The 19743-nt window shown below is 71.2% G+C and carries 14 protein-coding genes; 4 read left to right on the top strand and 10 right to left on the bottom strand.

Annotated features, from left to right (window positions below; all coding sequences use genetic code 11):
• The first annotated feature begins 105 nt into the window (after window positions 1-105).
• On the top strand, window positions 106-1173 hold the full coding sequence (locus tag WMF29_RS15145) for a serine hydrolase domain-containing protein (RefSeq protein ID WP_437329509.1): 1068 nt from the start codon (window positions 106-108) through the stop codon (window positions 1171-1173).
• On the opposite strand, the gene WMF29_RS15140 is transcribed toward WMF29_RS15145, so the two are convergent.
• The gene (locus WMF29_RS15140) at window positions 1157-1912 is read right to left on the bottom strand and encodes a LytR/AlgR family response regulator transcription factor (RefSeq protein ID WP_437329508.1); all 756 of its coding nucleotides are present in this window, start codon (window positions 1910-1912) and stop codon (window positions 1157-1159) included. The genes WMF29_RS15145 and WMF29_RS15140 overlap by 17 nt on opposite strands.
• On the bottom strand, window positions 1909-2943 hold the full coding sequence (locus WMF29_RS15135) for a sensor histidine kinase (protein ID WP_437329507.1): 1035 nt from the start codon (window positions 2941-2943) through the stop codon (window positions 1909-1911). Before WMF29_RS15135 ends, WMF29_RS15140 begins: the two co-directional genes overlap by 4 nt.
• 32 nt (window positions 2944-2975) lie before the next feature.
• Here WMF29_RS15135 and WMF29_RS15130 point away from each other — a divergent pair, with 32 nt between their 5' ends.
• The 3 genes from WMF29_RS15130 (at window position 2976) to WMF29_RS15120 (ending at window position 8049) form a co-directional block, all read left to right on the top strand.
• Window positions 2976-4493, top strand: a complete 1518-nt coding sequence (locus tag WMF29_RS15130; protein ID WP_437329506.1) for a 3' terminal RNA ribose 2'-O-methyltransferase Hen1 — start codon at window positions 2976-2978, stop codon at window positions 4491-4493.
• Window positions 4490-7057 carry a polynucleotide kinase-phosphatase gene (locus WMF29_RS15125; RefSeq protein WP_437329505.1) on the top strand — a complete coding sequence of 856 codons (2568 nt, stop codon included), beginning with the start codon at window positions 4490-4492 and terminating at the stop codon, window positions 7055-7057. Before WMF29_RS15130 ends, WMF29_RS15125 begins: the two co-directional genes overlap by 4 nt.
• A gap of 647 nt (window positions 7058-7704) precedes the next feature.
• Window positions 7705-8049, top strand: a complete 345-nt coding sequence (locus WMF29_RS15120) for a hypothetical protein (RefSeq protein WP_437329504.1) — start codon at window positions 7705-7707, stop codon at window positions 8047-8049.
• 236 nt (window positions 8050-8285) lie between these two features.
• Here WMF29_RS15120 and WMF29_RS15115 read toward each other — a convergent pair whose 3' ends face one another.
• The 8 genes from WMF29_RS15115 to WMF29_RS15080 form a co-directional block, all read right to left on the bottom strand.
• Window positions 8286-9005, bottom strand: a complete 720-nt coding sequence (locus WMF29_RS15115; protein ID WP_437329503.1) for a hypothetical protein — start codon at window positions 9003-9005, stop codon at window positions 8286-8288.
• A gap of 360 nt (window positions 9006-9365) precedes the next feature.
• Window positions 9366-10907 carry a cellulose binding domain-containing protein gene (locus WMF29_RS15110; protein WP_437329502.1) on the bottom strand — a complete coding sequence of 514 codons (1542 nt, stop codon included), beginning with the start codon at window positions 10905-10907 and terminating at the stop codon, window positions 9366-9368.
• A 977-nt stretch (window positions 10908-11884) separates the two neighbouring features.
• Window positions 11885-13267: an MFS transporter gene (locus tag WMF29_RS15105; RefSeq protein WP_437329501.1), complete on the bottom strand. Its 1383-nt coding sequence runs from the start codon at window positions 13265-13267 to the stop codon at window positions 11885-11887.
• A gap of 320 nt (window positions 13268-13587) precedes the next feature.
• Window positions 13588-16596, bottom strand: coding sequence for an ATP-binding protein (locus WMF29_RS15100; protein WP_437329500.1), 3009 nt, complete (start codon window positions 16594-16596; stop codon window positions 13588-13590).
• On the bottom strand, window positions 16593-16868 hold the full coding sequence (locus tag WMF29_RS15095) for a hypothetical protein (protein ID WP_437329499.1): 276 nt from the start codon (window positions 16866-16868) through the stop codon (window positions 16593-16595). The genes WMF29_RS15100 and WMF29_RS15095 overlap by 4 nt, the downstream gene beginning before the upstream one ends.
• A gap of 100 nt (window positions 16869-16968) precedes the next feature.
• Complete coding sequence (locus WMF29_RS15090) at window positions 16969-17931, bottom strand: macrolide 2'-phosphotransferase (RefSeq protein ID WP_437329498.1); 963 nt, start codon at window positions 17929-17931, stop codon at window positions 16969-16971.
• Between the two features lie 391 nt (window positions 17932-18322).
• The gene (locus tag WMF29_RS15085) at window positions 18323-18697 is read right to left on the bottom strand and encodes a hypothetical protein (protein WP_437329497.1); all 375 of its coding nucleotides are present in this window, start codon (window positions 18695-18697) and stop codon (window positions 18323-18325) included.
• A complete protein-coding gene (locus WMF29_RS15080) occupies window positions 18667-19731 on the bottom strand; it encodes a hypothetical protein (RefSeq protein ID WP_437329496.1) in 1065 nt (354 codons plus the stop codon). Before WMF29_RS15080 ends, WMF29_RS15085 begins: the two co-directional genes overlap by 31 nt.
• Between the last annotated feature and the right edge of the window lie 12 nt (window positions 19732-19743).

Here is a 19743-nt window from a genome sequence, read left to right as displayed (position 1 = left end):
ACCCGCCGCTCGTGGCCGAGAACCTGGCGCTCGTCGGTTCGTCCCTGATCTTCGCGAGCTCGGCTGGCAGCCTGGCGCGGCATGAAACCAATCTCGCAATGGCTTATGGCAGCCGGCCTGGTCACGCTGGCTGTCCCACAAACTGGGTGCAGCGGCGAGTCGCCCGCACTTCCCGAGCGGGACGAGCTCCGCGAGGAGCTCGAGCGTCGCCTCTCGGACGCGGCCGCGGCCGGGTTCTCCGGGTCGGTCTTGGTCACGGTCGACGGGGCCGAGGTGCTCGCGCGCGGCTACGGCTTGGCGGATCGAGACCACAACATCCCCAATGTCGCCGACACGGCGTACGACTTCGGCTCCGTGATGAAGGACCTGACCGCGACGGCCATCTTCAAGCTCGAAGGCGACCACAAGCTCGCCGTCACCGACTCGCTCGCGACCCTCTTCGATGATGTGCCGGCCGACAAGGCCGAGATCACGCTCGTTCAGATCCTCCAGCATCGCGCCGGGTTCGATGAGTACCACGACACGGAGGGCGACTTCGAGCCGATGACGCGGCTCGAAGCACGCCAGCGGATCTTCGCGCAGGAGCTGCTGTTCGAGCCGGGGAGCGACGAGGGATACTCCAACTCCGGCTACACGCTGCTCGCCGACGTCGTGGAGACCGTCTCGGGACGAGCGTTCACGGACTACGTGCGTGACGAGCTCTTCGCTCCCGCCCACATGCAACAGAGCGGGTTCTTCGGTGACCCTATCTGGGAGCAGGTCGACACCGCGATCGGATACGACGCCTCGACCTTCGGGGAGAACGACCCCGCCGGATGGCCGTACACCTGGTCGCTCGTCGGCAATGGCGGGCTGGTGACGACCGTCTCCGACCTCGAGCGCTGGCTGGTCGCCGTCTGGAAGGGGGAGGTGCTCGGTCCGGCCGCGTTCGCGTCGTACGAGGCGCATTACCTCTCGGGCGGCGCCCACGACCTCGAGGGCAAGACGGTCTACGCCGCGGCCGGAGCCGGCGACTATGGCCTTGGAGGGGTCGCGATCGACTGCCCGGCGGCGAACACGCGCGTGATCCTCGGGACGAACACGTACGACGTGTTCGACATCGAGGGCTTTGGGCTCGAGCTGGGGAAGCTGGTCCTCTCGGCCGAGAGAGGCGAGCTCAGTCGGGCAGAGTGATGCCGACGGTGTTCTCCAGGAGCCGCTGCCGGACCTCTCGCGCGCGATCGCGCGAGACGGGCACGCGGAGCCGTGGACCGACCTCGAGGACCAGCTCTCCGTCGAGCCGGCCGAGCCCGTGCACGTGCGCCGGGGCGACGAGCCAGTTGCGGTGCACGCGAAGCACACGATCGCCCAGCGTGGCCCCGAGCGCGTTGAGCGAGAGATCCACCGAGAACACGCCGTCGACGTGGTGGAGAGAGGTGAGCCGCTCCGCCGCCTGAAACGCCAGCATCCCGTCGAGGTCCAGGAAGACCAGGCGGCTCTCTTGTCGCGCGACCAGGCGCGGCTCTCCCGCGCTCGGGGACGGCGCCCGGCGTCGCTCGAGGAGCCGCGCCACACACGTGGTGACGCGGTCGAGCGTGAACGGCTTGAGCAGATAGTCGACAGCGCCCATCTCGAACCCATCGAGCGCGTGATGCGCCAGCGCGGTGGCGAGCACCACCGCCGGCGGGCTCGCGAGATCCGAGAGGGAGCGGGCGAAGTCGAGGCCCGACGTGTCTCCAGGGCGATCGACGAGCCGGACATCGACGAATACGGCATCGATGCCGAGCTCGACGCGATCGAGCGCCTCTCGAGCAGCCTCGACGTTCGTCACCGCGGCGATGGTTCCGAATCTCCCGGTATCGCGCAGCAGCTCCACGAGGAAGTTGCGCGCCGGCCACTCGTCCTCGACGACGAGAGCAGAGAGCGGCTTCATGCGGTCCTCCTGGGCAGCGTGACCTCCAGGCGCGTCCGGCCGGGCTTCGAGTCGATGCGCAGCGACGCGTCGGCCGATTCCAGGGCGACGCGGCGCCGCACCAGCGCGAGCCCCCGCCCCTCCGGCGGGACAGCGGCAAGGTCGAAGCCGGGGCCCTCGTCCTCGACGGCGCAGCGCAGGTGTCCTGCCTCCCCGGTGATCTGCAGGACGACACGGCCGCGCTCCCGTCGGCGCAGCGCGCCGTGGTGCACCGCGTTCTCCAGCAGGGGCTGAAGGAGCATCACCGGGAGCATGCAGTCCTCCACCGAGGCGTCCACGTCCCATTCGAACGCGAGCCGCCCGAAGTGCCGAGACTCCAGGATGCGCGCGAAGCCCCGCAGCCAGCTCACTTCCTCGCGGACCGTGTGATGGGATCGCCGCGATCCCTGCATGATGTCCCGCAGCAGGTCGCCGAGCGTCGCGATCAGGGTGCGCGCCTCGGCCGGCTCCTCGGTCACCAGGCCGGCGATCGTGTTGAGCGTGTTCAACACGAAGTGAGGCTCGAGCGCGGCGCGGATGTGCGCGAGCTCGACCTCCTGGCGCAGCGCGCGCTGCTCGTGCTCGAGCCGCCGCTCGGCGCCGATCTGTCGAGGCAGCTCGATCAGGAGGGCCCAGAAGCCGAACAAGGCGTCGCCGTCGAAGAAGCCCACGACGGCGGTGGCCACGAGCGGCCGTCGCGGTCCTTCTGGGAACACCTCGGGCAGCGCCGTGGCGACCAGGAAGAAGAAGGTGTTGGTGATGGAGCTGGCGATCCCGGCGGTGAACGCGAGCACGACGAGCTGACGCCAGATCGGCGCGCGCTGCGGTCCGATGCGGCGCGCCACCAGCGTGAGCGCGCCGAGGACCGCCGCGACCCACACCGCGATGCCCAGCCCGCGCCAGAGTTCGAAGCTCCCCTGGTCGATCCAGCCGAGGAGCCAGAGCACGGCCGTGGTGATCACCACGGCCTTGCCGACGTGAGCCTTTCCCTCGCTTGCGGGCTCCTGCGTCACCCGTCCAACACTAGCGTAGACTGCGGCCCCCGATGCTCCTCACGCTCACCACCACGCACAGGCCGGCGACCGATCTTGGCTACCTGCTCGTCAAGAACCCTGCGTACACGCAGTCGTTCCCGCTGTCGTTCGGCAAGGCGCACGTGTTCTATCCCGAGGCGACCGAGGAGCGGTGCACCGCGGCGCTGCTGCTCGACGTCGACCCCGTGGACCTCGTGCGCGGGCGCGGCGCGGGCGAGCCCGGGACGCTCGCGCAGTACGTGAACGACCGGCCCTACGTCGCCTCGTCGTTCCTCTCCGTGGCGATCGCGCAGGTCTTCGGCTCGGCGCTCGGCGGCAAGTGCCGCGACCGCCCGGAGCTCGCCGACGCGCCGATCCCCCTCTCCGCCACGATCGAGGCCCTCCCGTGCCGCGGCGGAGAGGCGCTGCTCCGGCGGCTCTTCGAGCCGCTGGGCTACGAGATCGCGGCCGAGCGCCTCCCGCTCGACGAGACGTTCCCGGAGTGGGGCCAGAGCGCGTACCTGCGCGTCTCGCTCGCGAGGACGTGCCGGCTCAGGGAGCTGCTCGCGCACCTCTACGTGCTCGTGCCCGTGCTCGACGACAAGAAGCACTACTACGTGGGCGACGCCGAGGTCGACAACCTCCTCGCCAAGGGCAAGGGGTGGCTCGCGGAGCACCCGGAGCGAGAGGCGATCGCGCTCCGCTACCTGAAGCACAGCCGGCCGCTCTTCCGGGCCGCGCTCGCGCGGCTCGTGGCCGACGACGAGGCGAGCCCGGAGGAGGCCGAGGACGAGAAGGCCGCGCCCGAGGACCGCGGTGAGGCGCGGATGAGCCTCGACGAGGCGCGGCGCGAGGCCGTGGTCGCGGCGCTCCGCCGGGCCGAGGCGAGGAGCGTGCTCGACCTCGGCTGCGGCGAGGGCAAGCTGCTGAAGCGCCTCGTCGACGAGCGCGTCTTCGAGCGCGTGGCGGGCGCCGACGTCTCCATGCGCAGCCTCGAGATCGCCAGGAACCGGCTGCGCCTCGACGACCTGCCCGACAAGCAGCGGCGGCGCATCCAGCTCTTCCAGGCGTCGGTCACCTACCGCGACGCGCGCTTCTCGGGCTACGACGCCGCGACCCTCGTCGAGGTCATCGAGCACGTGGACCTCTCGCGGCTCGGCGCGCTCACGCGCAGCGTCTTCGAGCACGCGCGGCCGCGCGTCGTCCTCGTGACCACCCCGAACGCCGAGTACAACGCGCTGTTCGAGGGGCTGCCGCGCGGCGCGCTCCGCCACGGCGACCACCGCTTCGAGTGGACGCGCGCCGAGTTCCACGCCTTCTGCGAGGGGGTCGCGGCCGCGCACGGCTACGCCGTCGAGCACCTGCCCATCGGCCCGATGGATCCCTCGCTCGGCGCGCCGACGCAGATGGCGATCTTCACGCGTGAGGGCGGCGGGGGCAGCGCGGGCGGCGCCAGCAGCACCAACGGCGCGGGCGGCGGAGATGCCCAGGACGGCGGCGCGGGCGGCGGGGGCAGCGCCCTCGCGCAGGCGATGGAGGCGGCGTCGTGAGCGAGCAGGCACCCCTCATCGTCCCTTCCCTCTCGCTGGTCGTGCTCGTCGGCGCTTCCGGCTCCGGCAAGAGCACGTTCGCGAGGGCGCACTTCAAGCCGACCGAGATCCTCTCGTCGGACCACTACCGCGGCGTCGTGTCCGACGACGAGAACGACCAGTCCGCGAGCGCGGCCGCCTTCGAGGTCCTGCACTTCATCGCGGGCAAGCGGCTCGCGTCGGGGCGGCTCGCCGTCGTCGACGCGACCAACGTGCAGGCGGACGCGCGCAGGCCGCTCGTCGCGCTCGCGCGCGAGCACCACGTGCTGCCGGTGGCCATCGTGCTCGACATGCCGGAGAAGCTCTGCCACGCGCGCAACGCCGGCCGGCCGGACCGGCAGTTCGGCCCCCACGTCGTGCGGGGCCAGAGCCGCGAGCTGCGCCGCTCGCTCAAGGAGCTCCGGCGCGAGGGCTTCCGCTACGTGCACGTGCTCTCCTCGCCCGAGGAGGTGGCGGCGGCCACGATCGAGCGGCAGCGCCTGTGGACCGACCGCCGCGACGAGCGCGGGCCGTTCGACATCATCGGCGACGTCCACGGCTGCTTCGACGAGCTTGTCGAGCTGCTCGAGGCGCTCGGCTACAAGCTGGAGGGGCTGCCGGACGCGCCGCGCGCGTCGCACCCCGAGGGCCGGCGCGCGATCTTCCTCGGCGACCTCGTGGACCGCGGGCCGCGCTCGCCCGACGTGCTGCGCCTCGCGATGGCGATGGTCGAGTCGGGCGCCGCGCTCTGCGTGCCCGGCAACCACGACGTGAAGCTGCTCAAGAAGCTGCGCGGGCGCGACGTGCGGGCGACGCACGGGCTCGAGCGGACGCTCGAGCAGCTCGAGGCGGAGACGGACGCGTTCAAGGCGAAGGCGGCGGACTTCATCGACGGGCTCGTCAGCCACTACGTGCTCGACGACGGCAACCTCGCGGTCGCGCACGCGGGGGTGAAGGAGGCGTTCCAGGGCCGCGGCTCGGGCGCGGTGCGCGAGTTCTGCCTGTACGGCGAGACCACGGGCGAGACCGACGAGTACGGCCTGCCCGTGCGGTACAACTGGGCCTCGGAGTACCGCGGCAAGGCGATGGTGGTCTACGGCCACACGCCGACGACGGTGGCCGAGTGGGAGAACCGCACGATCTGCATCGACACGGGGTGCGTGTTCGGCGGCGCGCTCACGGCGCTCCGCTACCCGGAGCGCGAGCTCGTCGAGGTCAAGGCGCGCCGCGTGTACTACGAGCCCGCGAAGCCGCTCGCGCCGCTCGCGGGCGAGCCGAAGGCCGGATCGCGCGGGCAGGCCTACGACGTGCTCGACATCGACGACGTGCGCGGCCGGCGCGCGATCCGGACGCGGGTGCACGGCATGGTGACGATCCGCGAGGAGAACGCGGCGGCGGCGCTCGAGGCGATGAGCCGCTTCGCCGTGGATCCCCGGTGGCTCATCTACCTGCCGCCGACGATGTCGCCGAGCGAGACGTCGAAGGACGGGGGCCTGCTCGAGCACCCGCGCGAGGCGTTCGCGTACTTCCGGCAGAACGGCGTGGGCCGCGTGGTCTGCGAGGAGAAGCACATGGGGTCGCGCGCGGTGCTCGTCGTGTGCCGCGACGAGGCCGCGCGGCGGCGGCGGTTCCGCCTCGACGAGGGGCCGCTCGGCGTGTGCACGACGCGCACGGGCAGGCCGTTCTTCTCGGACGAGGCGCGGAGCCGGGAGCTCATCGACCGGGTGCGGGCGGCGATGGATCGGGCGGATCTGTGGGCCGAGCTGCGCACGGACTGGGTCTGCCTCGACGCGGAGCTCCTGCCCTGGTCGGCGAAGGCCCAGGATCTCCTGCGCGGCCAGTACGCCGCCGTGGGCTCGTCGGGCCGCGCGTCGCTCGACGCGACGGTGCGGGCGCTGGAGAAGGCCGCCGCGCGCGACGAGAGCGCGCGGGTGCTGCTCGAGCGCCACGCGGCCCGGAAGGCGGCGATGGACGGGTACGTGGCGGCCTACCGGCGCTACTGCTGGCCGGTGCGGTCGCTGGCGGACATCCGTCTGGCGCCGTTCCACCTGCTCGCGAGCGAGGGCGCGGTGCACGCGGCGCGGGACCACGGCTTCCACCTGCGGCAGCTCGCGCGGCTCGCCGAGGTCGATCCGGCGTTCTTCGTGGAGACCCCGCACCGCGTGGTCGACCTCTCGGACCCGCAGAGCGAGGCGCAGGCGGTGGCCTTCTGGACGGAGATGGTCGAGCGCGGCGGCGAGGGCATGGTGGTGAAGTCGTGGGAGTGGGTCGTGCGCGGCCCGCGCGGGCTCGTCCAGCCGGCGATCAAGTGTCGCGGGCCGGAGTACCTGCGGATTATTTATGGACCGGAGTACCTGATGCCGCAGCACCTCGCGCGGCTGCGGAACCGCAGCGTGTCGGGGAAGCGCGCGCTCGCGCTGCGGGAGTACGCGCTCGGCCTGGAGGCGCTCCACCGCTTCGTGGAGGGCGAGCCGCTCCATCGCGTGCACGAGTGTGTGTTCGGGGTGCTGGCGCTGGAGAGCGAGCCGATCGATCCGCGGCTGTGAACAGGCGCGGGAAAGCGGTGCTCGTCATCCCGCGCCTCGGGGATGTCGATCGGCACCGCGCGGATCAGATGCTGGAGACGCAACGTCACGGCGTCATGGCGCCTTCGCGAACAGCGCCCGCGTCACGAGTGTGTCCCGGACCGAGGCCACTCGACAGATCGAGATACCGTGTGCATGGGAGTTCGCATGGACTGCATGCCTCTCTTGCTTGGCGCGCGCCAACGAGAGCGCGCTGCGCGGGTGGCCAGCGTCGCCCGTGGTCAGATATCTGACCGTAACCGCCCGGCCATGGCCATGAGGCGTAGCCATTTGCCGCTCCCGCCGAGGTCGACGGCGCGGAACGGGTGGCAGCGTCGGCTCGCCAACGGCGCAAGCGAGGGATGATGCCCGGCTAAGCTCAGCTTGCACCCGTCGCGTGGCGCGCACTCCTCCGCCGGTGCGAGCGCGCCGGACAAGCGGAGTCTTGTCCCACGCACGCCGCACTCAGGCCGGCTGCCACGATCACGCGCGGAGCTCGTCCGTCATTTTTGAACATCCGTGCCCCTTGGCACACGCCGCGGGGTCACAATGGATACGCCGCCGACGGCAGTAGGCTGACGGCGAGCACAGATCATACGCGATGGAGTCCATGAAAAAGGAGAAAGTCGATGAAGATGCAGCTATGTGCCGCAGCTTTGTGCACACTGTTTGCCTCTACGAACGTCGCATACGCAAGTGACGAGGAATCCCTGTCCGAGCTGGAGCAGGCGGCCTATGACACTGGCTGGAGCGCCGCTAACAGGTACTGCCAGAGCCTTATTCCCGGGCCGCGCCGCGAGCTGTTCGCAGTGATGGGCAGTCGCGGCGCCAGAAATATCACCGAAGAATTCAAGCAAGCATGCAAGATGGGCTACGACAATTATATCGACAGCAACCAGTCGTGCCAACAGAGACTCGAGCAGTCAGGCAAGTACGAGCAGATGTGGAGGGCCAGAAACAATACGTGCACGTGACTTATATCAGCAGCTCTGTTGCTGATACAGATATCACCCGGCCAAGGGCGTCGTCACCGCCCGCGTCGCCCGTTGTTGTTCCCATCGCCGCGGAGCAAGAGGTGACGACGATGATGGAACGGGCCGAACGGGTAGAGGGCGCCGATGGAGGGCGGTCACCTCTGACGGTCCGTCACCAGACGTCTGGCCGTCGAGTTCGGCGGCGCAATCCCGATGGCGCGCCGCGCCGGCGAGGCTCAGGGCACGGCCATCTCGAACGCCACCGCGTAGTTCGGCTGCGCGGTCCCCGTCATCGAGCCGACGAAGGGATCGGAGTCGCGCAGCTGGCCCGAGCGCCACGTCCGGCCGGAGAACGCCGTGCCGTCGCTGGTCATGGCGTAGCCGACCCAGACGCCGGTCGCGGGGAGATCGTTGCCGACCGTGATGCGCACCGTGTCGCCCGAGATCGCGACGGAGCTGATCGGGATCCTGGTGCTCGCCGTGCGGACCTCGAAGCCGCGCCCCTGCGCCCACTCGGTGAGCGCGCTCTGGTGCGGCGAGGGGAGCGAGCTGTCCCACGCGAGCGGCGGCACGGGCACGTGGAAGTGCACCGTGATCACGCGACCGCTGCGCTCGACCCGCGTCGGCTGGAGCGGCTGCCAGTCACGGCCCTGCACGACCTTCTCGCTATAGATCTGCCCGAGCTTCTCGCCGAGCCGCTCGTACCCGATCGCGGTCATGTGGATGTTGTCGCTCGCGTACGGGTACTGGTACTTCGGCCCGGAGCAGATGATGTCGCCCGGGCGGTCGATCCCGGCCTGCCACTGCGCGAGCGTGGCTGCCGACCGCTGGTTCGAGCCGCTCGGATAGGTGTGCTGCTGCGACACGAACATCGGGATCGATCGGGTCTGCCCGGTCAGCGGCTTGAGATCGGCGTTGTAGTCCGACCAGAGCAAGCAAACTCCATAAGATGCCACGTTGGACCCGCGGAGGACACAGAGCGCCTTCGCGGGGAGGCGGGGGAACTCCCCTACCCTGCCGGAACGATGGAACCGCCAAGGCGCCAAAAGACGCCAAATACGCCAAGATTATTAATTTTTCTCTTGGCGTCTTTTGGCGTCTTGGCGGTTCAACGTCCCCACCTTCTGCCAAAGCCCCCACCACCCCTTCGCGCTCTCGTCCGTGCCCTCTGCGCCTCGTCGATTCCTTCTCTCACGAGGCCAGGAGCGAGCTGCAGCCGCTCGGCGACAGAGCGCTCCGCGGCTGACTCGGGTCCGGATGGCTCGGCCCGCGCGCGTCGCGGCGGGAGGGGGCCCGCCGGGCGCGGGCCCGCTTCGTCACGGCGACAGCGTCACGGACTTCGCGTCGAGCGCCACTTCGTAATAGCCGTGCGGATCCCAGCTCAGCGGAACGCCGTTCTGCTTGAGCGTGCCGCCGGTGACCGTCACGCGCAGGTACTTGCCCGGCGGGAAGTGGTCGGGCAGCTGCCACGTGTAGGTCGTCGCGCCGCCGGACGTCGACGAGGAGGCGGAGGAGACCGCCTTCTGGCCGCGCCAGTAAGCGCCGACGTTGACCACGCTGTCGAGCCACATGTCGCCGAGCGCCTTGGAGTGCTTGACGTGATCGACGAAGGCCTGGAGCTGTACGGGCTGATAGGCGCCATCGGAGCCGCCGGTGAAGCCGTGCACCAGGACGGTGCGCCACTTCTTGGCGTCCCGCGCGCTCGTGACCTGCTGATCCAGCGTCGCCGTGGAGGCGCCGGTCGGCGGGATGTAGCAGGGCAGCGTGAACGGATCGGTCGAGTCGTTCGGGCCGATGAGGTTGTTGGCCACGCCGCGGTTGATGAGGAAGCGCGTCCTGGCGATGCTCGAGTACACGGACGAGCCGTTCGGAGCCGCCATCGTCCACACCTTGGTGCCGAACCTGCTCTCGATGAACTGCGTCGCGGCGTCCGTATCGGAGCCGCTGTCGTTGCTCGAATGGCTCTTCGTGTGGTTGCCGAGCTCGTGCCCGTCGTTCAGCGCCCTTTGCCACACCGAATTGGTCGATTCGGTCTTGCCGGTCTGGAGGTAGAAGGTGAACGGAACGTCGAGCGCGTTCAGCGTGTCGTAGTTCTGGATCTGGCTCGAGTTCGAGTCGTCGAACGTGTACGACACGGCGCCCGTGAAGCCGGCCCAGTTGATGACCCTGAACCCGCCGGCCGCGCCCGACGGCTTCGCCACGTTGCTGGGGCCTGGGGGCGTCGGGAGGCCGGAATTGACCACCGGGCCTCCACCGCTGCCGCCCGAGCCTCCGCTGCCGCCCGCGCCTCCGCTCCCGCCCGCGCCGCCGCTCCCGCCCGCGCCTCCGCTCCCGCCTCCGCCAGAGCTGGCCGAGGTGCTGCTGCTCGAGCTGCTCGAAGCGCTGCTGGAGCTGCTCGAAGCGCTGCTGCTGGAGCTCACTGACGTCGAGCCGCCGTTCCCGTTGCCGTTGACCGACGTGATCGAGGGCTTCCCCGTGCCGTTCGCGCAGAACCCCCAGGTCGTCGACGCTCCTGCTCCCAGCGAGCCGTTGTAGCTCTCGTTGGTCACGTTCAGCGTCCCATTCGACTGCGTGACCCGCGCGTTCCACGAGTTGGCCAGCGTCGCTCCGTTGAGCCCGATCGCCAGTCCCCACGAGGTGCTCGCCTTGGAGCTCCCGTTCTTCACGGTCACGTTGGCGCAGTACCCCGTCGGCCACTGCGACTGGTACGACAGCTCCGCCGACATCGTCCCGTCCGAGCTGAGCAGCTCGTCCTCCAGCGACAGGATCTCCTCGTCATCTGGAGACGAAGCAATGCAGGCAGCCAGGCAGCAAGCGATCGAAACCAAGCCGAAGCTCAGCGAGCTAGCAAAGCGCATAAATTTTCTCCTAGGAGCGGCCGGATGGCCGCAAGCAAGTTCAGTAAGATGCCACGCCGACGCGCCGCGCGCAAAGCAGATGACACGGCGCGCTCAACCTATCTTTGTTTCGCAGCCCCCGATTTCCAGATTCCCGACGAGAGACCCTTCGATCACACCACGTACCGAGTCAAGCACAATTGCTCTCTCAAGCAGGCGATGCGTCAATACCATGCTGTGGTTCGATGTAACGAAGAAGCACAGTGCACATCGGAGGCCTTGAAGCCCATCAGTAGCAACAAAACTATTCATCGACGCGATTCACCAACATCGCGTCTCCCACGGTCATCCAGGTTCCTTCGAGAGAAACTATTTGAACCATGGGTGCACAGAGCACACGGGTGCACCTCTCTGTGCCTTCGCGACCTCTGTGGCTCGTGCTCGAAATCAGGGCCGCGCTCGAGCGACGCGGTAACAGAGCGCCTCTCAGCTGAATCGCCTCGTCGCCCAGGCTCACCCCATGCCGTCCCACATCCCGTAGGCCCCCGTGGGGTGTGGTCGTCGCGCGCGGAACGGACGGGCTGATGTTTGAGCCCCAATGACGTCCTGTGTCCGGCGTGCGCAGCACGTCGGGCACAGGACGTCCCAGGCGAGTTCAGCCCGTCCGTGCCGCGCGCGACGACCACACCCCACGGGGGCCGGGCCGTTCGCCGAGGCCTCCCGCGCCACCGGGCCCGAGCCCCCACCAGCTCTGCGTGGACGATGCCCGGCGCCTAGAGAGCCGAAATGACAGGTATATTACGGAGACAAGGTGAGCGCGAAAATTCGAGGAGATGCCTCAGCTCCACAGGCTCATCCGCGTCGTTCGGCTCGCGGCGGCGTACCTTCGTATGCCTCGCTCCGGAGCCTGACGGCTGAGCCCGTATCTCACGGATCTGCAAGGAGCGGGAGGCGGCGGACGGCGCGCGAGCAGCGCTCCGTCCGCCCGGAGATCGCCGTCAAGCCGGGCGATCGAGCTCGTCCCAGAGGCGCACGTCGCTCCGCTCTTTCAGGAAGAGCCCGCCGACGACAACGGTGATGAGCGCCACCGCGATCGGATAGAGGAGCCCCGCATAGATGTTGCCCGTCGCGACCGTCACCGACGAGGCGATGAGCGGCAAGAGCCCGCCGAACACGCCGTTGCCGACGTGGTACGGGATCGACAGCGACGTGTAACGCACCTTCGCAGGGAAGGCCTCGACCAGGTAGGCCGCGATCGGGCCATAGACCATCGTGACGAACAGCACGAGCACGAACACGAGCGCGGTGAGCACGACCGGGTTGTCCGCGTTCTGCTTCATCGCCCAGAACACGGGGAAGAAGCCGATCGCGCCGCACAGGTTGCCCGCGAGCATGATCTTCTTCCGGCCGATGCGATCCGAGAGCGAGCCGAAGAACACGAAGAACGGCATGCCGAGGGCGAGCGCGGCGGCGACCACGATGGTGGCCGTGACGAACGGGACCTTCAGCGTGTTCTGCAGGAAGTAGAGCGCGTAGAACTGCCCCGTGTACCAGACCACGCCCTGACCTGCCGTGGCGCCGAACAGGGCGACGAGGATGACCTTCCAGTTGCGCTTGTTGCCGAGGCTGTCCTTGATGGGCGCGGCCGACGTCTTCCCCTCGGCCTTGAGCTTGGCGAAGATCGGCGACTCCTTGAGGCGGGTACGCACGTAGAAGGACACGGCGACGAGGAACACCGACAGGAGGAACGGGATACGCCAGCCCCAGTCCTTGAACGTGTCCTCGCCCACGACAAGGCGGGTCCCGAGGATCACCGCCAGCGAGACGAACAGGCCGAGCGTCGCCGTGATCTGGATGAACGAGGTGTAGAAGCCGCGCTTCTCGTCGGGCGAGTGCTCGGCGACGTACACCGCCGCGCCGCCGTACTCACCGCCAAGCGCGAGGCCCTGCACGAGGCGGATCAGGACGAGCGCGAGCGGGGCGAAGAGCCCAATCTTCTCGTACGTGGGGAGGAGGCCGATCACCGCCGTCGCGCCGCCCATGAGCAGCAGCGTCACGAGAAATGCGTACTTCCGGCCGACGATATCGCCGACGCGCCCGAACACGAGCGCGCCGAACGGGCGGACGACGAAGCCCGTGGCGAACGTGCCGAGCGTCAAGAGGAAGCTCGCGGTCGGGTTGTCCTTCGGGAAGAAGTGGGTCGAGATGATCGCGGCGAGACTCCCGAAGATATAGAAGTCGTACCACTCGATCATCGTACCGCCAGCGGACGCGAAGATGACCTTCCAGAGCGTGGAGCTGTCGACGACCTCACGCCCGGCGGCCGCGGGGGCCGGGCTCGTGGGGTTCACGGCGAAGGTTTGGGGAGACGTCTGTGCCATGGGAACGGTTCCTCGGAGGAGTTCCAGCGCTTGTCGAGAGGGCCGGAGACGGGCTTACAGGCGCGCCGAGCGGTAAAGAGGCAGCCAGGGTGTCATTCATGGCTCGTCCTCCCTCGCACGCGATGGCGGAGGAGGGGCCGGGCAGCGCGCGGGGCGATGCCCCTGTCACCCCCGGCTCGCGGAATGCTGCTCTCTTTGATCTGAATACCACGCAAGCAGCCTTGAGAATACCTGTTCGTCCACGGGGCAAGCACGTTGGCAGGCTCGTTCGGCCACGTCTCGTTACGATCGGTAACACCCGACGTCCCGCGCCGACCGCTTCACCCCGCGCCCGCGAGCGGCAGCCGGACGACGACCGTCGTCCCCCGCCCCACCGCGCTCCGCAGCGCGAGGGTCCCGCCGTGATCCTCGACGATCGAGCGCGAGAGCGGCAAGCCGAGCCCCGTGCCGCTCGGGTCGCGCTTCGTCGTCACGAACGGCTCCAGCACCGCGGCGAGGAGCTCCTCGGGGATGCCGCTGCCGTGGTCCTCGACCTCGACGACGATCTGGCCGGCCTCGATCCACCCTCGGACGGCGATGAGCGCGCCGGCCTCGGACGCGTCGCGGGCGTTCGCGAGCAGGTTGACGAAGACCTGGACGAGCTCGCGCCGGTCGCCGATGACGACGAGCGAGTCGGGACAGGCCTGGTCCACCCGGACGTGGGGCGCCGCGCGGTCGAGCCGGATGAGCCGCACGGCCTCGGCGACCACCTCGGAGAGCGCCACGCGCCCGACCCGCGCGCGCGCGCCCTCGCCGGGCTTCTGCACGGCGCCGGTGCGGCTGTGGTCGAGCAGGGAGCGCAGGATGGCCTCGATGCGCGCCGCCTCGCCGAGGATGAGGCCCGCCCGCGCGCGGATCTCGTCGCTGTCGGACTCGGCGCGGAGGTTCTGCGCGAGGCAGGCGATGCCGGTGAGCGGGTTGCCGACCTCGTGGGCCACGCCGGCGGCGAGGCGGCCGAGCTGGGCGAGGCGGTCGCGGTGGGCGAGCTGCGCCTCGAGCGCGCGCTGCTCGGTGCGGTCCTCCACGAGGAGGACCACGCCCCCCGAGGCGGCGCGCGCGTCGAGCGGGTCGAGCGCGGCGCGGTGGACGCGCAGCGAGCGCGCGCGGCCGGCCACGTGCGCCTCGATCTCGTCCGCGCCGCCCTCGCCCGCGGAGGCGGCGCGGGCGGCGCGCGCGAACAGCTCCGCGAACGGGGCCGGCAGCCGGTCGAGCGGCGCCCCGACGAGGTCGCGCTCCTCGGCGCCGACGAGCGCCTCGAGGCGGCGGTTCACGAGGCTGATCGCGCCGTCGGAGCCCACGGCGCAGACGCCGAGGGGGAGCTGCGCGAGCACCGAGCGGAGCCAGCGCCGCAGGAGGTCGAGCTCCTTCGCGGCGCCGACGAACGTCGTCGTGGCCTCCCCGCGCGCGAGGCGCCGCTCCAGCCACCGGAGCTCCTCGGTGAGCGCGCCGCTCGCCGCTCGGCTGCCGAACGCCGCGGGGGCGCCCTGCGCGTCCGCCTCCGCGACGGTCCTCGCGAGCACCGGGCCGACGAGCGGCGACAGGTTGCGGTGCAGGCGCTCCTGGAGCGCGTGGAGCTCCGTGGACCGCGTCTCGTCGCGCGGGATGTCGAGCTCGATCCGGGCGCGCGTGACCTCGAGCGCGGCCGCCTCGCGGCCGAGCAGCCGCGCGAGCCGCTCCTCCAGCGCGCCAACGCTCGAGGCCACGGTCGCGCGCTCGACCGACGGGCCGATCTCGCGGCGCGTGCACAGGCGCGCCGCCTCGCGCTCCTCCTCGGCCGGGGGGCGCAGGAGCGATACGAGCCCGAGCGTGGCGCCGTTGACGGCGAGCGACACGAACGTGGGCAGCGACCAGGTGTCCGTGACCGTCACGTACACGGCGGGGTCGGCCCGGCCCGCGCCCTCGCGCAGGAGATCGAGCCACCCCGGGTCGAGCCCGGACAGCTCGGGCAGGAAGGGCGCGAGGCAGGTGGCGGTCCAGGTGCCGATGCCGGCCACGAGCCCGGCGAGGAACCCGGCGCGCGTCGCGCGCTCCCAGAAGAGCGCGGCGAAGAGCCCCGGCAGGAACTGCGCGAAGGCGACGAACGACACGATGCCGCTCTCGACGAGCAGCCCGCGGTGCGGCTGCGCGCGGTGGAAGAGCCACCCGCCGGTGAGGATGACGATCAGGAGCCCGCGGCGGAGCCACAGCACGCGCGCGTAGACGTTGCGGCGCAGCGTCCTCCGGGCGAGCGGCAGGAGCAGGTGCGTGGCGCTGGCGCTCGCGAGGGCGACGGCCGTGACCATGACCATGGCGCTCGCCGCGGAGATGCCGCCGATGAACGCGGCGAGGGCGAGCCAGCCCTGGCCGAGCAGCTGCGGCACGAGCAGCACGTAGCTGTCGGCGGGCTCGGCCGGCGCGAGGCGGGTCCCGGCCCAGAGGACGGGCAGGACGGGCAGGTTGAGGGCTAGCAGGAAGAGCGGGAAGGCCCAGGCCGCCTTGGCGAGCGCGCGGTCGCCGGCGCCGCTGGCGAACGCCATGTGCCACTGCCTCGGCAGCAGGAAGGCGGCGGCGAAGCTGATGACGAGCATCGACGTCCAGCCGCTGTCCTCGCGCACGGGGCGGCCGAGCGCCTCGACCTCGGCGGCGTGATCGCCGAGCCAGCCCGCGAGCCCGCCCGCTCCGCCGAAGGCCCCGAGCACGGCGACGAGGCCCACGGCCGCGAGCACGGCGAGCTTCGCCGCCGACTCGAACGCGACCGCCGCCGCGAGGCCGTCCTCGCGCCCCTGCTCGGCGGCCGGGCGGGCGCCGAAGAACGCCGTGAAGAGCGTGAGCAGCGCCCAGAAGACGGCGCCGACGGCCTCCTCGTGCCCGGGCCCGGAGAGCACGCGGACCGACTGCTCGGTCGCGCGGAACTGCTGCGCGACGTAGGGCACGCTGGCGACGACGGAGAAGGCGGCGACGACCGCCCCCGCCGCGGGGCTCTGGAAGCGGAAGGCGAACAGGTCTGCAAGCGAGGAGAGGCGCTGCTCGCGCGTGATCCGCAGGACGCGCGACCAGAGGAGCGGGGTGGCGATGCACGCGAGCGTCGGGCCGAGGTAGACCGCGAGGAAGACGAGGCCGTGGCGCTGCGCGAAGCCGACGCCGCCGTAGTAGGTCCACGACGAGGCGTAGACGCCGAGCGAGAGGGCGAGGACGAGCGGGTGGCGCGCCAGCGCGCGGGGGATCCGCTCGCGCTGCGCGGCGAGCGCGATCGCGGCGAGCACGGCGAGCCAGGCCACCGTGGCGAAGAGGAGGACGCCGACGTCGATCACGGCGGCCCTCGATCACGGTCACCGGGCGCGGAGCCGCCGCGCTCGCGCTCGTCGCGGGGGGGCTCGCCGCGATCGCGGTCGGCGCGGTCGGCGCGCGTCGCGAGCACGGCGAGCGCGATCAGCGCGGCCCACACCGCGAAGACGGCGGCGACCGCGAGCAGGCCGCGGGCCCAGAGCAGCCGCGCAGGCGACACGAGCAGCACCGTGCCCAGCAGCATGAGCACGAGCGCGCGATCCGCGGCACCGGTATCCGCGCCGTGTCCTCCGCTCATGCGGAGAGGCTACCCAGGGCCGCAGCGGCTGAACATGCGCGGGCTCACAACGCAGCGCATTATTTCAGTGGCTGATGGGGCGCGTCGCGCGCGCCGGCGTTCACCCGCTCTCGGCCGCGATCCCTGCGAGCAGGTTGCGCGCGTGGGCGATCACGCCCTCATCGCCGGACTCGACTCCCCACTTCGCCGCGATCGCGGGGAACGCCGCCCAGCGCTCGCCGGCGTGGGCCGCGAGTCCCGGCCACGTCTTGCCGCCGGCGACCTCGAAGCGCGCGATGCACGCGTCGAGCGCGGCTTTGCCGAAGGCGCCGACGAAGAGCGCGAAGTCGACCGAGGGATCGCCGAGGTGGGCCTCGGTCCAGTCCAGGATCCCCGTGAGACGGCCGCCCTCGTCGAGGAGCATGTGGCCGGGGTGGAGATCGCCGTGCACGAGGGCGAGGTGGCGCGGCCAGATCGCGTCGTCCTCGAGCCAGCGCTGCCACCGGGCCCACAGCGCGTCCGGGGGCGCCAGCGCGGCGCGCGTCTCGTCCATGGCCCGCGCGTGGAGCTCGCGCGCCTCGTCGATGGACTTCACGGGGACGCCCGCCGAACGGACCTCTGCCGCGTCCACGCGCTGGAGCGCCGCGAGCGCCTCGGCCACCGACGCGACGAACACCTCGGACGGCGCCGCGGGATCGACGCGGCTCCAGCGCGGGCCCGCCTCGGGATCGAAGGAGACGGCGGGCACGTCGCCGAGGCGCGGATAGGCGATCACGTGGTCGGTGTGCACGCGCCAGTCCGGCACGGCCACCGGCAAGCGCGGGCCTACCAGCGCCAGCACGCGGGCCTCGACGCGGGCCGACGCGACCACCGCGAGGCGGCGCGGCGTGCGCACGACCCACGGAACGCCGTCCTCGTCGTGGGCGTGCACGACGAGGAAATCGAGCCCGCTCGTGTCGAAGTCGGCGTGGGACGTGACGAGACGGAGCCCCTCGCGGCGCGCCGCATCGAGGAGCGCAGCGACGGAGTCGATGGGCGCAAAGGACGAAGGAGACGTGGATGGGGTGCTTGTACGTTCGGTCATGAGAGCGAGCCTCTTTCGCGCCGCCTTTCCAGGGCGGCGCGCGTGGATGGGGAAGACTCGCGGCGCGAGCTCACGACCGGCCAGGCGTGCGTGGCATGCTCCTTCCGGGCTGCCGGGCGTGAGGCTCCGCGCCCCGGTCTTCCGCGTCATGGGGGAAGACAGGGCACGGACGGGCACCCGCGCGCTCGCCACGCCGACCCGGTCGCGCCGGGGCTACGGGGAGGACGAGGATGCCGGGCTCAGCGCAGCCGGATGAATGCCACGGCCGGAGCATCTCACGCGGCGCCCCTGGCCGCAACGGCGTTCAGGGCGCTCGGCCCGACGCCGACGCCCATTGCGCACCTCACCGCAAGGGCGCTCTCGATGAGGGTGCCCCAGACAGCCAGTCATCTCAGGGCCAGCCCATGCAGCTCCGCAGCGCAAGGCCGAGCCCCACGCTCAGCGCGTTCGCGCAGAGCGACCAGCGGAACGCGCGGCGTAGGCCGAAGAGGCCGAGATAGCAGCCTTCGGCCACGACGGCGAACGCCTCGGCCGCCGCGAACAGGGTCCAGTAGCCCTGGCGCGACAGGAGGCGCGGGAAGACGAACCAGACGATCGGGTGTGTGAGCGCGCTCGCGCCGAACGCGGCGCAGAAGCGCACCGCGCGCCGCGCGTCGAAGCGCTGTCGGCGCATCGCGGCGAGGTACACGGGCACCTCGACGAGCTGCGTGAACGCAAAGGCGACCGCCCAGCGCATCATGCGCACGACGGCGCGAGGGCCGTGCATCGAGGGCTCGGCCAGCGCCGCTGCTGCCCCGGGTCGCCGGCCCCGGCCATCCGGCGCCGCTCGATGAAGAGCCATGTCGCGGCCGCGAGCTCGAGGTGCCCGTGGAAGACCGCGAATCGAAGGTAGCCGGCGCGCGCAGCCAGGAGATCGAAGCAGGCCCACGCGATCAACGCGAGCGCGGCGGCCGCCGTGAGCCCGAGGAACGGGCGCCCGAGATCGTCCGCGAGCGCTCGCCAGCTGCTCACGAACCCGCGCGGAGCGGGGCGGGGGCGATCGTCCTCCGGGACGAGCCGCAGCCAGACCGCATAATGCACCGACTGCGCGAAGGCGTAGAGCAGCACGAGGCGGACGCCGAGGTCGCCCGGCGCGCGCGGCGCGAGGTCGCGCACGTGGGCGTGGATCGGCGCTCCGAGCCCGGGCAGCGCCGCGGCCGCGGCGCGCCAGAGCGGATCGAGGAGGCCTGTCGCGAGCGCGACAGACGACCCGAGGAACAGCGCGAGGGGCACGAGGTGCCAGCGTGTCCGCCGCGGCCGCCAGGCGCACCATAACGCGACGGCGATCGCATTGTGGGCGTGCGCGAACACCAGCTCGGACCAGCCGCGGAAGGCCACGGCGACGGGGACGAGCGGCGCCAGGCAGGCAATCGCGATGGCGCGGCGGCAGCGCGTGCCCCTCGCGACGAAGGCCGCCGCCACCGCCGCCAGGAGCCCGCACGCGAGGCGGCTCGTCACCGCGCCGGCGGCGAGCGGCGCGGCCACGGCGAGCGCCGCGAGCCCGCGCCGGTGGAGGCCCGGGCGCGCGACGAGGTAACGGACGTCCGCGAGCACGTGAGGGACGCCGAGAACGATGGGACCGAGCGCCAGAAGCCATGTCGGCGCCAGCAGCGCGCCCGAGAGCGCCGTCACGACGGCGATGGTCCCCAGCGCCGACACGCGGACGTCCCGCCGAGCGACCCAGGTGGCCACGTGGCGGCCCAGGAGGCGGAAGCAGGCGCGCCGCAGGCGGTCGAGCGGCGAGAGGAGGACGTCCATCATGACGGGCGCTCG

This window comes from Sorangium sp. So ce381 (genome assembly GCF_051473845.1).
In the GTDB taxonomy this organism is placed as follows: Bacteria; Myxococcota_A; Polyangia; order Polyangiales; family Polyangiaceae; genus Sorangium; species Sorangium atrum.
Note: the sequence above shows the minus strand (reverse complement) of the source record. Positions and strands in the feature narration are given on the sequence as shown.